Source organism: Dysgonomonas sp. 511 (assembly GCF_010501105.1).
Classification (GTDB): domain Bacteria; phylum Bacteroidota; class Bacteroidia; order Bacteroidales; family Dysgonomonadaceae; genus Dysgonomonas.
This window is the reverse complement of sequence record NZ_QVMQ01000026.1, coordinates 32,220-46,607: the sequence shown is the minus strand read 5'-3', so window position 1 is coordinate 46,607 and position 14,388 is coordinate 32,220. Positions and strand designations below refer to the sequence as shown.

The following is a 14,388-nucleotide window of genomic DNA, read 5'->3' as shown; positions in this document are numbered from 1 at the left end:
TTACTGCATATCTAAAGCATCGAACCATAGTCCATCCAGATTATCACCGCTTATGATTACTTTATAGTGACCAGCATTGATATAAGCACCGGTTGTGGTGCTTACCATCCGCCATTTTTCGGGCGCAGAAGGGAATTGGATCGTATCTTCGCGCATCACCCTGTTGTCGGATGCCAATACTTGTATTTTGGCTACTATCGGTTCTTTGTTTACATTCATATATTTGAAGCGCAAAGCATATACACCAGCCAGTCCCGGCGAGATAGTCCATGTTATGCCATGTTTGCCTTTGCCCTCGGCTTTTATCCCGTCTTTCTTCCTGTGGTTTACAGGCAGCCAGCCTTTGCTTGTCTCAGCCTGTTCGGCTTCGTAAGCGATTTCGGGACGAAGGTTGGTTTCTTCTATCCAGTCGATTTGAGGAACGGCTACAATATAGTTATTTCCTTTGATATTTACCTGTTGCCCTTTCTTATATTCTGCCTTGACGAAGCCTGTGTCGACTTTTGTATAGATATCGGCATTGCCAGTAAGCCTGAAAGATATACTTTTAGCCTTTTCGTCAGGCTTGATCCATTCTGCCCCGTAGAAGACAGGAGGCAGGCTCGTAAATTCTTTTCCGGTATCGAGCCACGATTTACGGGTTCCTCCTTCTACGCCTGTCATCAACGCCGGCGATGCAGGAGCGGCTTTTATCGTATTGTCTTTCGATGCAATAGCTATTGCCGAGATAACGGCTTGTCCGGCAAGGAATCGAGGGAAAGATATTTCCAATACGCCGTTTTTTGCTTGTCCTTTTACCGTTTTCTTCAACAGTTTATCGTGCCCGGCTTCCCACCAGATGTCGAGGTTTTTCAGTACGGTTTCGTCATTTATAGCTACGTCAAAGATGCGATAACCTTCGCAATCCATACTGCGGTCTGTACCCCACCAAGGCTCGATGAAGTATAGTTCTACCATATATTCTCCATCAGCCAGTGGAAATTGATACCTAAGCTTATCGCGTCCATAGCGGAAGGTCTGGAACAGTTCCCAGTCTTTAGTGCCTGCAATAGGGTCTTTTGTAATGCGTTGCGATGCAAGGAAATCGGGCAGGTTGCCAAAATCGTCTGTCCATGACAATGAACCCCAGTAATTGCCTTCTTTCTTGTGTACATCAGCCATCCATAGATTACCGTTTTCGTCAGTAAAGTCGGGCCCTCCGCAGTTTACACGATAGATATAGTTGTAGCCGGTTTCGGGTAGAGTCTGGTTTGCTACATCTTGGTATAGCTTGTCGAATGATGGCGATTGTGGCAGATTCTCCATCACTATGTAATCTTCTGCTACAGCCTTGCCATTCACATAGCCCACAGCATAGAGTACATTGTAACGGATATCTACGCCATCCCATTGGAAGTGTGTGCCTATCCCGTTTCGGGTGCGTTTGCCTAACGAGACGGATTTCACATCGTTGAAAAGCTCTACTTCGTCGCAATTGGAAAATACCCTGATGCCATCTTTTTTACCCGGTTCAGTCCAACGGTGATTCCATGTATGCGAAACGATATATACCATCGGCGACTCCTCTTTCGATACATAATTGGAACGGTACATATAATATACATCCAAAGGCTCTTCCCACGGGGTAACCAATCCTTTGTAATTGAATGGCCCTATGCGGTCTATATTGCGGAAGCCTTCTTCGTTTTGTATGCGCCCGGGATTGTCGTGCGAACTGTATATCCATTGAAATTGTCCGCAGACACTATCTTTTGCCTGTTCGGCGAGCCTGATTTTCATTTCCATCAGCAGCGACATGCGGTCTTCGCTCCAAATGCCTTTCTGGTCGTATTCGCCTTCTGTATGAAGGCCGATGCTGCGCCATGCGCCGTATTCTCCGTTGAGGAGCTGGTCTTTCTTACTTAATTCTTTGTCGTAGATATAAGGGTTGCCTCCATATGTGCCCGACCAGTTTTGTACAACATTCCAGTCTGTGCCTGTGCCGCCGTTGCAAGTAGTGACAAGGCGTTGCGATGGTGATGTAGGATCCATTTCGCGGATTATCTCCATACATTCGCGGGCAAAATCGGTAGGCAATGTGCTTTCGTTCTGCAATCCCCAAAGAACTACAGACGGGCACGAGCGCCTTTCCTTGACCCACTCGCGCAGATTGGACTTAAATGTTTCCCTAAATTCAGGGGTATCGTACCATACATGGGCAGATAATTGTGTCCAGAACAGGATGCCATATTTGTCCCACATTTGCTGATAGACCAGATTGTGAGGTTGGTGCGCATCGCGGAAAGCATTGAATCCGGCGGCTTTCATCTGGTTGACGCGCGACAGGATTTGCTCTTCGCTGAAAGCATGGCTTTGCCCCAGCATATGTTCGTATTCGCACACCCCATTTACAAATACAGGCTTCCCATTCAGATAGAAACGCTGGTCGCCGTCTGTGCGGTATATCGGCCACGAAATCCAGCGGAAGCCATATTGGGTGCGCTCGATGTCGATGGTCTTGCCATTTTCTTTTATCATGGTTTCTAGCCTGTGCAGATAAGGGTTTTCGGTATCCCAAAGGATTGGGTCGACAATTTCTTTGCTTTGGCTTATTGTCCTTGTCTCATTTGCCTTGAGGCTTACCTTGTCGGTGATGCGAAGAACCTGTATGCCATCTTTATTGACAAGCTTTTGTATTACTTCAAATTCACGGGTTTGGTTGCTGTAATTCTTTACTTCTGTATTCATATTCAGGGTAAATACGTTCTTGCCGTCCACAACCTTTGGTTCGTGATTCCATGCATGTACGCCGAAAGGTTCTACCCTTACTCCATTGGTTACGACCAGCGTAACGGGACGGAAAATTCCCATTGGCTGCGAACCTTCCGAGAATCCCCATTCGGAAGAGCAGCCTCCGCATACCCACGGCGAGTCGGAAATCATAGGCGGGTGGTCGGCTTGTACGGCTAGGATGTTCGGTTGATCAAATTTTACTGCATCCGTTATGTCAATGGTGAAGGTGGTGCGCCCACCGGAATGGTATCCGACTTTTTCGCCATTAACGTAAACAGTTGCATAGGAGCCGACTCCTTCGAAGAAAAGGAAATAACGTTTGTCGGCTCCTTGATTTTCAACTTCAAACAATCTTCGATACCACGAATAACCATGCCTGTTGCCGTGTTTCAAACGGCGAACACCTTCATACTTGTCCCAGTTGTGAGGAACATCAACCTTTTCCCAATTTATATCGTTATAGGTTTTATTCTCGAAACCTATATGTGCGCCTTTATTTACATCGTCGGCAGTTGTTGTCCAGCCGTCGTTGAGCGTTATTTCTTTTCTAAATGTTGTTTTATCCGGCTTGGGGAAACGCACGAGGGCTTTTCCCAGATCTTTGGATGTGGCAACCGCAATGCCCCGTTGGTCGTCTTCGTTTACAGCACAATAGAAGTGATAAACAGTGCCGTTCCATTTTACTACATACGACTTGTGTGCAAACAGGTTGTCGTATTTTTCGGTAGGGATAATCAGGTCGTTGCCATCCCAGTCTGTCCAGTTTATCAGGTCGTAAGAGCAGGCAAATGTGTTGAATGCTTTGTAAGGCCTGTCTTTGCGGAAAGCGCTGAAGTAGAACATGACATATACATCGCCTATTTTCTGGATGACGCCGTCGCCGGTAATGCCTTCTTCGTGGTTTACAATCGGGTTGCCTTCGTAGCGTTTCCAGTCGATCATATTGTCGGACAGAGCGATGCCTATGCGCTCAGCCTTTACGTTGTTAGCCGGATTTACACCTCCTGCATTGTAGTACATAACGAAAGGATGTCCCAATGTCTTTTTCTTGTCCCAAATAACAGACGACTTGTATTGTGTGATGTTTTCCCACCAACCTTTGTCTTTGTCCAAAGGGGATAAACGGGGCGCATCGAAGCTCTGCCATTCGTGTGCTTTGGTTATATCGCCAGTTGTAAAGGCTACGCCCTCTTTCAATACACCTCGCTCGTAGCCTCTGGTATCGCTTCCGAAGTACGACATCCAGTATTTGTTGTCGAATTTCTGAGCTTTGTAGCTTCCACCCCATTCGTAATCTATAAGGGCTATATATCCGGCACGTTGGTTTTCGTCCCATCGTCCACTGCCTTCCTGTGGGAAAGATAAGATGCGTCCCAATGTATTCCATTGAAGCAAGTCATCGCTTTCGGCGAGCCAGGTTTCGTAGCCGCGGCCGTCTGTGCCCGATTTGCCGTTGTAGACGAGATACGACATATACCATTTGCCATTTTCGCGGAAAACAGTCGGACAGTCTATTTTATGCTTGTTGTCGGAGGGTGCGATCACCAGGCCATATTTGTATGGGGTCTTTACTTCTTCGTATATCCTATTCATAACATCTTTCGACACAGTTTTCTGTGCCGAAAGATGAGATGCGAAAATGGTGAGCAGTAAAATTGTTATGCGGAAAACGTTCATATTTTTATAGTTACGAGTTACTTCGCCCTACGGGCAGTTGCAAGCGAACAAGTTCTGTTGCCAACTGATTCTTAATAAAATATCCAGTCTATACGGCTCGATGGGTCATCGGCTCCCAGTCCTGCATTGCGAGGAGTGATTTTCTGATTAGCACCGGTAAAGCCCAATACCATTAATGCTCCCTTTCCTAAATTCAATGTATGTTTTCCGGCTGGGAAAGTATAGGTGTGAATATTGACAGTTCCCCTTCTCGGTATATTTATAGCGTTAGCTATTTTCACATCTCCTTGCCCATGGGCGTTTGCGCTGGCGTCTGTCTCTAAAGTTGGTGCCTGTGCGTATTCCTTGCGTTCCGTATTCAGATAGCCGACCAGCAAGTTAACGTCTTCTTTGCATTCGAAAGTAAGGGTAGTGCCTTCTTCGTATTGTTTATCCTGTGCGAAGCGGAACGGGCGCATATTCTCTAATTCTTTGGAAAAGTCGCTGATTACAAAATCTTTGTCGGAGAATACATTCTCTCCTTTTTTGATAGCATATGCCGGAATATTACCTTCTACTGTTACGCTTACAGGCTTTAGTACTTCAACGGCTTGTGCATTGTCTGCACCATGCTTTTTGATGAACTCTATGTTCCTTTTCAAGTTTGCCAGTTCAGCCTGATAGAATGGAAGCAGCTCTTCCCAAGTCTTGTTTTTGCCATCGTCTCCACCAATAGGTATGCGGCGTTGGGCGGTTTGCATACTGTTCGCATACAGGTATGTATCTTTGGTGAGGTCTACCAACTGTTGATAGTATTCCACACTTTTCTCTACATGAGGTATGGCCTTATCTAAGTCGCCGATATCGTTCGAATGCGTATAACGGAGGATCAGCATTGCTGCCTTTACTTTCTCCGAGAAGAATTTGGCGAATGCCTGATAGCAATATACATCGTTCCTCAAACGGTCGAACTCGTCTTTGTTTTTAGTAATATGGGAGGCTGCTTTGTCTATAGCTCCCACAGCGGCATCGCCATGTGCTACAGCTTCCGCAATCAGTTGAGGAGGGGTTTCACCTATATGCGGTTGTTTGTTCCACTCCTTGTTCATATACTCGATAAGCATCTCGCCTTCCGGCCCGCACGATTCGTGGAAGCCCGGATATACATTCCACTTGGCAGGATTTACCAGTTGGCTGAGAAACATTCCGAGTAGTAATGTTTGGCGGTTGCCTTCTGTGATACCGAACTTGCGAAGCAGTTTCGGGGCTATCTCGCCTGAGTGTTCATAGGCATCGAGTATGTTGCGCCCGTTTTCGCCACATCCGTAGAAGTCGCCCAGTTGTTTTGTCCAATAGCCGATTTCGCTGTCCCTGTCGCGGTTTACCTTCCACGCATAACGTGCCCATGCCTGATACCATATCCAATCGCGATCTATTTCGCGCAGGCGTTGTTCTGTTTTGTCGGCAGTATATGGCCAATCCCAATAAGATGCCTGAGGATATAGGTGCAGGGCATTTGCTCCGTGTACATTGTGCATGGCATGTACTACCTTCTGTATAAAGTCAGGAGAACCATAGCGGAAAGGTTCCAGGTTGGCAAGGATATGGATATTGGCAATATGTACAGAACCAAGGCTACTGAGGTCTGTATGGATTTTACTCCACGAACCACGTGGCTCGTATGTCGTAAGCGATTCGCCATTATACTTATGCATAGTGTACAGATTCTTGTAGAGAGGCAAAGATGCATCCATTACCATCTTGCAGTCTGTATCGTGCGCACGGACTACCACGGGCGGCTCTTCTGTTATATTGAGTGCTTGCAGTCCGTCTTTAACTCCCGGTATGATCGTCTTTGTGAACCATTCCACATCGTCTTCATAGGTGTCCATCGCTTCGCCAAGGCAGACCAATAGCCCTACATTCGGGTATTTCTCGATGAAGGCGGCAACCGACTTGCGTGTATAGTCGGAGATGAGCGGAGTAATAGGGCGTCCCCTGTCTTGTGTAGCTATGCCGTGATGTTCGGCAAATGGTTTTGACACCAATATATTGTAAAACATCTGGATAACCCAGATGCCTCTTTTGTCGGCTTCTTCGGTGAGGAATGCGAACATCTCCTCGTTCTTCTTGAATGTTTCGTCATCTACTTCCACTGCATACGGATAGTCTTTTAGCTTGACGAGCGAAGCAAACGGGTGCCCGTTCCATAGATAAAGGGAGTTCATCTTATTGGCTGCAAGCATATCCAGATACTCTATCCACAGTGCTTTGTCGTAGAACCAAGGGAAAGTCTCCTCGGTGTATGGGTATTCATATACAGTCCTGCCCGGCAGGTAGTATGGCTTTTGTACTCCGACACAAGCACCTCTCAATACCATTTCGGGTTGATCTGTAATGTTCAGGTTTTCGGGTAGTTTGCCATTGTCTTTGATGAGGCTGATGAGTTCCATACAGCCATACATTGCTCCCGATGCGTCGTTTCCGGTTATGCGGATTGTTTTGCCTTCTGTGCTTATCGTGTATCCTTCTTTAGCTAAGGAGTCAGCCTTGTTTTCTTCTATGTAGATTATATGTCCATCTGTGTTTTCGTCGGCTGCGGTCGCAATAGAGATGTCGTACTTTGCATCTTCCAAAGCCGATTTCAATTGCTCGGCGCCATATAGTATTCTGTTCGATGCTTCCTGATTTGTCACTATTACAACTTTATCTTTCGAACAAGATGCAATGAGAACCATTAATCCGAATAAAGTTAATAGATGCTTGATTTTCATTTTGTTAGAGTCGTTAATATTTGGTTTCTAAGTTCTTTAGCGGTGTCAATATTAGGCATGAAATATGATTACTGTACTATCCTGTACTGTGCTGACAAAGATAGGGCTTTAGCCTGAAAAGAGAAAAGCCCTAAATATGTTTTATAGCATATTTAGGGTTTTAAGTGTAAATAATACAATTCTCGCAAGCCGTATTAGTACAGGTGGTTAGCCTCCGGGCATTAGAATTTCCCCTCTACAATATAATCTTTTCCTGTATCAATCTTTACTTTATAACTATTCTTTTCAACTGGCTCTATCTTACCAATATTAACCTTTGGTTTGCCCGTCGATTTGAAGTAAAGATATCCTTCGCCTTCGCTGGCAGAAACCTTGATCTGTTTCTTGTCCATATATACTTTTATATCGCCGTTGGGAGTAGGCACCGAACCTTCTATCCATTTCAGGTCGCTGAGTACCGGACGTATGCTAAATTCCTTATAACCCTCTTTTTCGGGTTTCACTCCAATATAGTATTTGCCCAACAGATAGATCGGGCTTGCTCCCCACGCGTGGCAAAGGCTTTTTCCGTATGGACGCCCATACATGGCAAGGTGTTCGGTTCCCTTCTCGTCAGGATTGTATTTTTCCCAGAACGAAGTTGCACCCAGATTGAGCATACCACCCCAATAGTTGCGGATTTCTTTTAACACATGGTCGTGCTCTCCCAGAGCGCAAAGTGCCTCCAGTTCGTAGAAACGCATGTATGGGGTGGTTATCTTCAGAGCCTCAGGGTTCAAAAGGACGTTTTCCTTCACAGCCTTAGTCTTTTCGGCATCGAGGTAGTCGAACAGTACGGCAAACATATTTGTATATGGAGTAACCTGTGTGCTCATCACACCATCCTCGCGGTTGTGGATGAAAGCATTCTTTTCGTCAGACCAGAAAGCGGTGAATAGCTTAGATTTTAGGTCTTTGGCAAGCGATTCGTATTTCTTCTGGTTGTCGGCGTCATCCATGATTTCTGCGCAAAGTGCCATTGCCTCAAGGCTGCGGCAGAACAATAATTGCTCGATGCTCACTTCGCCGCTTTTGCTCATCTTGAAGTCTGCCCAGTCTATAAATACCCAGTCGCCTGCCAACCCTTCCATCATGCCGTTGCTGTTGCGGCGCGACAGGCAGAAGTCCATAAGCGACTGCATACGCGGGTAGAATTGTTTAACGAATTGCTTGTCGCCTGTATATTGCAGGTAATCGTATATGCCGATAAACCAGTAGAATGTATAATCCATAATGGTGTTCATATGGCTCGTTACAGGATCTTTGCCTCTGAGGTTGAGCATGGTGCGCGTAACCGAAGGCGAGTCGAAGAATAGGTAATAGTTCATCAGGTAGCTTTGGTATGCATCGCCGCTCCATATCCAGCGGTCGCGCTTGATGCCGTCGATAAAAAACTCCCTTGAGGTCAGGTGCATGGTGTAGGCCGATATATCCCATATTTTGTTTATCAGTTCGTCGTTGCATTTGAATTGCCCCCTATAATCCAGCGGTAGGTATTCGTATAGCATCGAAACTTTGTCGAAAGTGATGCCTGCGTCTTTTTCTATATAAACATAGCGGTATGCCTTCGAATTTTCGGATGTGAAAAGCTCCTTGTTTTCTGCAAATTTGAAAACATCCAATGTTTCGCAATACTCCTTGTCCAATGCTTCTTCGGGCGATTCGCCATAATAGGCATAAATGTTGCCCTTTCCTCTTAATCCGTGAAACTGAATATATCCGAATGTCTCCTTGCCAAAATCGACAAGGGTGCCCTTTCCTTTATTTTCTGTTTCTACGGCTTCCATCGGTGTTGTTGCCAACCTGAATTTTGAAGGAGGAGTTTCGGGCGAATCAAAATTCCATCTTCCGGCTTGCAGGTATGTAGTGCCCGACGATGTATCGGAGGCCTTTCCCGATTCGTCGATCCATTCTTTATCTTCGAAGGTCACTTTCCACGTCTCGTCCGTACCAAAAGTCTTTCCTTTCACATAGATAGACGGCACATTGGCTTGGTTGTACACTTTTATATTCAGATTGTGTTTTCCTGCCGGAATAGTTATCTTATCGTAAGGTGGAAGTATTTTTCCATCAAGCTTAATGTTGTATTTTCCTTCCACGTATATTTCTACTTCCTCGGCTGTTGGCAGATCGAGTTTTGTAGAAAACTCTACTGCAACGTAGTGGCTGTCCATCTTCCAGAAAGGAGGGAAAAAGCCTCCCCGTTCGGTACGGCGGTTTTGCATCTCGTTGCCGAGCCATATTTCAAGGTCGCCCGGATAATATATCCATGTGGCTTTCTGTGCCAGTACCGGCATCGACATTGCGATTAATAGTAAAAAAATAACCTTTCTCATTGTATCGTATATTTTATTTTGTCTTAATGCTCATATTGACTAAACCTCGCATTGTTTTAACCTATCTTTACATTATATAGTTAAAAAGTAACATAAGTAACAGGATTTTTGCTGTTTTTCTATTGTTACTTTTTCTTTAGATACAAGTAAACAAGATACGAGATACAAGTTCATATTTTATAAGAAACCAACTCGTTAACTTGTCTACTGGTATCTCGTATCTCCCTAAAAAGTAACACATGTAACGCCTTTTACTCTTTTTTTATGTTACTTTTCTCCCATTTTAGCTTCGCTCTATTCCCATCCCTTTGGAGGGGCTAGGGGAGGCGTAGTGGGCTTATATAGATAAACTTTTCAGCCATTTATACTCCGGCTTTAACCCTGCATTTTGCTTAATAGAATCCGAAACCATCGGGCCATTATTTTCCCATGTATTACCCGGTCCATTGGCATTTTGCAGGAACTTTTCTTCCGGACACCAGTTGTCTTTCACAGTGATAAACGAACTTCCTTCGTCGGTGTACAGATAGAACCAGTGATGCGGATCGTGTACGTACGAAGGGCTGTAAATGCTATCGACCACGTTTTCGGTAATTGACGATTTAGACTGTACCGACAAGGTATATATGCCTGCCACATCGTACATATGCTTTCCGTAGTGATGGATATAGTTTGCATGCACTACATTGTTGCGCATACAGTTTACGGTCTTTGTCCATCCCCATCCCAGACTGATGCCTGTATAAGCGATCTCGCTGATTTCGTTGTGCGATATGTTTATATCTTTCACAAATCCTGCAGCTATGCCTACACATCCCCAGTCTTCGTTGGTGACATCGGTGATATAGTTGTTAGAAACGGCGATATGCGAGCATATTTCGCGTTGGTCGGCAGGATCGTATGGCAGGTGTGTTTCCATGCCTGCCTCAGAAAAACGCCCGATTTGCATACCGTTTCCGGCAATATCTCTGAATAGCGATCCGTTTATCGTTGCGTGTTGTACCCTGTCGATAAAATCGATTCCACACGAGCCCAGATGTTCGAAACGACATTGGTCAAATTCTATCTGTTGGGCGCTTTGTACCATAACGGCCGCAGGCGGGCGACCTACCCAACCCTGGTTTTCTATGCCTTTGTTGAAGTTGCCCGGAACGCCCGGAGGCCTTAATTTATAGCCGTCGAGCAGGTACATGCCTGCCTGCAAAGGCACATGCCCCATAGTAGAAGGGCGTGTCCATGTGGTATAGGCAAAATTGATATTACGGAATTGGAAATGCTTTACAGGGCGGTCGGGTGTACCTGTTATCTCGATTAAAGACTCTAAGGTAGGGACAATTGCTTCTGCCTTAGCCATATCTTCGCCAGCACGGGGCATATAGTATATCTTGCCGGTCTTCGTATCGTGATGCCATTCTCCCGGCTCGTCGAGCAGCTCGATAGCATTGGTAAAGTAGAATGCGGAGTTGAATCCTTCTTTCACCATCGGCTGCGGCCACGGGTGTTCGAACTGGATGCGGGCTTCGGGGTTGTGGAAGCGTACTCCTGCCGAATCGCCTTGTACTGTGATTGATTTTACCCTCAGGTTTGCAATAGCCCACATCTGATGGATAACCAGTTCGAGGCTTTCGGATCTGGTCAGGCCTTTTACCGCAGATGCAGGAATCCAGAGTATTTCGTTTATCTTGTCGTTGCTTCTTATCCTGTCCATTTGTTCGAAGTCGGAAACATTGCGAGCCCTTACAGCTTTTTTTCCATTGATCCAGAGTTGGCGAAAAATCAACCTGTTGCCATTGAAGGACGGGACATCTGCAACCCAATATTTTCCTTGTTTTTTCCATCCTTCAATTCGTATTCCACTGCTGAGGGTTACATTTTCTTTGCCGATGGCTTCTACTATGGTCGGGCTGGTTTCTGTACCCGAATCTTCGGGACGGATAAATACAGGTTCATATAGATTATATACGCCTCTGCCCATAAGTATGCGTATAGGCTCGTCTTTCCCAACCTTCAATAACCGGCGGTATTCGCGGGCTTCCCTGATAGCTCCATGCAGCGAAGCTTTCGGCTCTGCTCTTGTTCCCGGATTGCGGTCGTTGCCGTTGGGCGAAACATAGATATCGACAGCAGAAGCCGATAGCGAAAGGAATAGTAAAATTGCGATGCTTATTAATTTCATGGAAATTATATATGTTTTTTAGAGCCTGTTTAAATTTTAGCGAAAATATTTCTTATAGGTTCTTTAGTATAGTTCTTAGCAACTTTTTTATGCTCTTTTTAGCGTATTTTCCGCATTTTACTCTCGGTTTAGCCCGCTAAACCAGCGAGCAAAACACATAAAATCCATCTAAAAACAGCTATAAAAAAGATATGCTATAAAATTTAAACAGACTCTTAGTAAACTAGAACTCTAGTACACTAAAGTCTATTGATTACTTATTATTTTTCTATAAATACAAGTATGGTTATTACATATTTTACAACCATAATCCCGTTTCTTCATCTCTTTGCCGATACCGATTATCCCGCTTACCGATTTAATAGGATTCATCAGGGACGAATCGCTCAAAGTAATGCCTGTAGGGTTTTCCCCTATCAGGTTGAATAAGCTTTGTTGCCCAGCCAATATCCAGTTGCAATAGCCCGGGCTGTAGCGATTGCTTATAGATAAACCGCTATTGAGTAAGGAGGAAGATAACTGCTCCTGAACCTTATCCATGGCATTTTCTACGGTGAGCGAACCGATAGCATCGGCAGTAAATGCCTCCAGATAATCGCCCTTGTCGTTGTAGTATTTCGACAGCGACGTAAAAACATCGCCAGCCGTACACAGGAATAAGGCGATATGGGATGCTTCGCGCACATATGATGCTATTTGTGCGCCTATATCGAGTATATGATTACCGATTCCAAGCTTCCCTTCTTTCACCTGTAATGAAGTTATTTCTTTAATTATATAACCGCCTTTTATTTGGTTTTCGCTACGGGATAGCAGATCCAGAAGTTCGGTTGTAATAATATTTACAGGATGCGATTCGTCCGAGCCTTCTGCATGGATGAAATTCAATATATCATCCTTAGAAGGTGCAACCTCCCGGAACGAAAACGAATATGATTGAAATCCTGACTTCGGCATCTTATATCAACTGTTATATTTATCAACGGCAGCAAAAAACGCTTCGATATTCTCTACCGGGACATGGGGCGGGATATCGCAGCCCGTAGAAATTACAAAGTTCTTGTAGGGCTTTGTTTGTTCCAGCAGGTTAGTAGTTGCAGCTGCCACCTCTTCTGCCGTGGCTTGCTTAAATACCGAAACAGGGTCGAGGTTACCCATCACGATTATATCCGGCGGGCAAACTTTAAGCGTCTCTGTCATATCTATCTGATTGCCAAAATGCAACGCTTTCGCACCGCTGGCAATCATGGCATCGGTACATTGGCCTGTATTCCCGCAATTGTGCAGAACCACTGTGAAATTATCATCTTGTACGGCATCCACTATTTGTTTTACATATTTAGTAGAAAATTCCAAGCAATCATCATTCGAAAGCAGCCCGGCAGCAGGTTCGGCTATAATAACACCATCTGTACCTATTGTTTTCAGGTGTTTGCAATAATCCATGATAAACTGCGTACACTTTTCCAACAGCAGGTTGATCGTATCCGGTTCTATGTAGATACCTACCATTATTTCCGACATATCATACAAGCGTCCTGCCAGCGAATAAGGCCCTATACATCCCGAAAGAATGGGCTTATCCTTAATATTTTCTACAGCCAGCCGGTTTGCTTTCAGGTATTCGGCGATACGCCCAGCGTCCATTCCCGGTACAGCCAAAGCTTCTACCGATTCCATGTCGGACACCAAGCGACCTGTTATACTCGGCACTTCGTCGTCGGTGAGATGAGCTGTTGCACCAAACGCTTCGGCTTCTACCGTCAAGTCCATGATTGCCGTACAGGCAGCAATGTCGTATTTATCGGATAAATACTTGATGGCTTCGTAATGTACCTGCCCATCGGTAACAGCCTCTTTTACTGTCCTCCCGATAGCCTCTATGCCCGGATGGGTCATCACAGGGATGGCCAATCTTTTCCGGCTATTTAAAATCTGATCTGTCCACTTCATGCCACTACCGATTCTAACCAATTGATACTTCCCTGCGGGTCTTTTCCATAACCATCTGCACCGATAGAGGTTGCAAACTCCTGCGATAGAGGTGCACCGCCTACTATAACTTTCGTTTCGGGCGAGATTCCTTTTATCGCTTTTATTATCGGTTCCATATTCACCATGGTGGTGGTGAGCAGTGCCGACAGTCCGACTATCGCATTAGGATGTTGCTGAAGTGTTTCTACAAATTTCTCTGTTTTTACATCTATCCCCAAGTCTATCACTTCCCAGCCTGCGCCTTCTACCATCATGCCCACAAGGTTTTTGCCTATATCGTGCAGGTCGCCGAAAACAGTTCCCAGAATGAATGTGCCTTTGCGTTTTACTTCTCCCGATTTGAAGAATGGCTTCAAATGTTCCATCGACGCATTCATCGCTTTGGCCGATAGTAGCATCTGAGGAACGAATATCTTGTTTTCTGTAAATTTCTGCCCCACCTTATTCATAGCAGGAATAAGGGCTTCGTTCATTATATCGTTTGGTGAAATACCTTTGTCCAGTGCTTCTTTAGTATATTCGTCTGCGCCAGGCATACCTTTCATTTGAGGAGGGAAGTTTGCCGCCAGATTTATTTTTCCAAATTCTACACACTCAAAAAGCTTTTCTAATGTCGTATCCATAAAAATCTATATTATGT

At 45.1% G+C, this 14,388-nt stretch carries 7 protein-coding genes; all 7 read right to left on the bottom strand.

What is annotated here, in order from left to right; genetic code table 11:
- The 7 genes from D0T57_RS12155 to D0T57_RS12125 all read right to left on the bottom strand — a co-directional run bounded on the left by D0T57_RS12155 (position 1) and on the right by D0T57_RS12125 (position 14,371).
- Entirely contained in the window at positions 1-4,449 is a 4,449-nt protein-coding gene (locus D0T57_RS12155) for a malectin domain-containing carbohydrate-binding protein (RefSeq protein ID WP_163273763.1), read from the bottom strand.
- A 71-nt stretch (positions 4,450-4,520) separates the two neighbouring features.
- Positions 4,521-7,166: a glycoside hydrolase family 20 zincin-like fold domain-containing protein gene (locus D0T57_RS12150; RefSeq protein WP_255490588.1), complete on the bottom strand. Its 2,646-nt coding sequence runs from the start codon at positions 7,164-7,166 to the stop codon at positions 4,521-4,523.
- Between the two features lie 257 nt (positions 7,167-7,423).
- A complete protein-coding gene (locus D0T57_RS12145; protein WP_163273761.1) occupies positions 7,424-9,577 on the bottom strand; it encodes an alpha-L-rhamnosidase C-terminal domain-containing protein in 2,154 nt (717 codons plus the stop codon).
- Positions 9,578-9,914: 337 nt separating this feature from the next.
- Positions 9,915-11,753, bottom strand: a complete 1,839-nt coding sequence (locus tag D0T57_RS12140; RefSeq protein ID WP_163273760.1) for a right-handed parallel beta-helix repeat-containing protein — start codon at positions 11,751-11,753, stop codon at positions 9,915-9,917.
- Positions 11,754-11,999: 246 nt separating this feature from the next.
- Positions 12,000-12,710, bottom strand: coding sequence for a vitamin B12 dependent-methionine synthase activation domain-containing protein (locus D0T57_RS12135; RefSeq protein WP_163273759.1), 711 nt, complete (start codon positions 12,708-12,710; stop codon positions 12,000-12,002).
- A gap of 6 nt (positions 12,711-12,716) precedes the next feature.
- Positions 12,717-13,706 (bottom strand): uroporphyrinogen decarboxylase family protein, encoded by a 990-nt coding sequence (locus D0T57_RS12130; protein ID WP_163273758.1) that lies wholly within the window; start codon positions 13,704-13,706, stop codon positions 12,717-12,719.
- Complete coding sequence (locus D0T57_RS12125; protein WP_163273757.1) at positions 13,703-14,371, bottom strand: B12-binding domain-containing protein; 669 nt, start codon at positions 14,369-14,371, stop codon at positions 13,703-13,705. Before D0T57_RS12125 ends, D0T57_RS12130 begins: the two co-directional genes overlap by 4 nt.
- Positions 14,372-14,388: the final 17 nt, after the last annotated feature.